2 protein-coding genes are annotated in these 1,714 nt (G+C 51.7%); one reads left to right on the top strand and one right to left on the bottom strand.

Annotated elements, in window-relative coordinates; all coding sequences use genetic code 11:
* The coding region (locus FBQ85_30005) for a GMP synthase (GenBank protein ID MDL1879366.1) at window positions 1-592 on the bottom strand (592 nt) is incomplete at its 3' end.
* A 569-nt stretch (window positions 593-1,161) separates the two neighbouring features.
* Here FBQ85_30005 and FBQ85_30000 point away from each other — a divergent pair.
* A partial coding sequence (locus tag FBQ85_30000) for an FAD-binding oxidoreductase (protein MDL1879365.1) occupies window positions 1,162-1,714 on the top strand: 553 nt, incomplete at its 3' end.

The following is a 1,714-nucleotide window of genomic DNA, read 5'->3' as shown; positions in this document are numbered from 1 at the left end:
GCTCCAGCGGAACATGCGGCCGGATTTTTTCAAGCGACAAAATCTCCGCGCCGAGTTCTTGCAGTACATTTTCTTTCGGCGAGACGACCTGCCAATCACGAAAATCCGCGGCATAAAAAGGATCTTCCAAACCGCCATACAACGGCTCCTGCCTGCCCGAAGGAGTTTTGTGAATCGGCATGATGCCGAACGATTTCGAGCCGCGCGCAGTGACCTCGGCAAGATTAAAGAAGCGGCACATCATCTGAAACGAATGGCAAATGGCAAACACATACTTCTTCGCATGCGCCTGGCTGGCGCGCTGATTGTGGCGCCACAGCGCCTCCCACCATTTAAAATAAAGCCGTTCCCACACTTTGCCGGCGCCGTCAAACGGGCTGCCCGGCCCGCCGCTCGAAATGTAAATGTCATAATCAAGATCACAGATTTCGTCTTTATAACGGGTTTCAAAAACATTGAACGCCACGGACTGCTTGCCGTATTTACCATCACTTTCCGTAATGATTTCTTTAATGCAGCGCATGCCCTCGTTCGGCAGGTTGTCATATAAATCAATAACTGCAACTTTAATGGGGTAATCGGAAGCTGTCATCACACGATCCTATTTAAATCATTGTTCAAGAATTGCCTGCATTCGTCACATCTTTTCCCGCACTTGAAAACATCTTCCCGATAAACGAACCGCGATGCTTTTTTGAGGTTTTCACGCACAGCAAAACAATCAGGCGCCGCATACTCGCGCCTGACGCATAAACACGAAGCAAAATAAAAAAAAATCATCGCAAGCGCAAGTTGCGTGTTGTGCGAATTCGCGTTGATACGTGATCATTCGCGGTTCAAATAGAAAAGTCATTCGGACGAATCTTCTGAGGTACGCAGCAATTTGCGCGCAACTTCACAAGCTCCCTGGGTGACATTCAAACGGAAAAGCAATCCGCGCAGGCACAACCCGGGCCTGGCGTGGAATCTAGCGCAATAAAACCACGGCCACACCGTGACCTGGAATCCGGTTCAATTCATCGTTCCACTTCGTTCTTGCTCATGATTCGGGAAATCGTATATTTAATCGACGCCAATGATCATGTCCGGTTGTTATGATCTCATTTTGGCAAAGCGCGATTTGGCTGAATGTGATTTAATTCTCCTTCAGGAGCGACGATCATGTCCCCCCTCCCCAACCTCGAAAGCGAACTGCGGCGTAAAATCAAAGGTGACATTCTTTTTGATGACGTGGCGCGCTATCTCTACAGCACCGATGCCAGTTTATACCAAATTCAACCTGTCGGCGTGGTAATACCGCGCGACAAAGACGATGTGATTCAGGCGATGCGCACCGCCGCAAAATACGGCGTTGCGATTTTGCCGCGCGGCGGCGGCACGAGCCTGGCCGGTCAAACGGTCGGCCACGCCCTGGTCATCGATTGTTCCAAATATATGACGGCGCTGCTCGAAGTCAACGCCCAGGAACGCTGGGTGCGCGTTGAGCCCGGCATCGTGCGCGACGAGCTGAATCGCAAAATCAAGGCGACCGGCTTGCATTTCACCCCGGACGTTGCCACCTCCAGCCGTGCGGCAGTCGGCGGCATGATTGCCAACAATTCCGCGGGCACACATTCAATTGTTTACGGCAAGACGGTTGATCAAGTCATCTCGTTGCGCGCGCTGCTCGCCGACGGCGAGGAAGTCGAATTCCGCGAATTGACGCCGGAAGAAT

This window comes from Cytophagia bacterium CHB2 (assembly GCA_030263535.1).
GTDB lineage: Bacteria > Zhuqueibacterota > Zhuqueibacteria > Zhuqueibacterales > Zhuqueibacteraceae > Coneutiohabitans.
The sequence above is the reverse complement of the archived record's forward strand: the minus strand, read 5'-3'. Positions and strand labels throughout refer to the sequence as shown.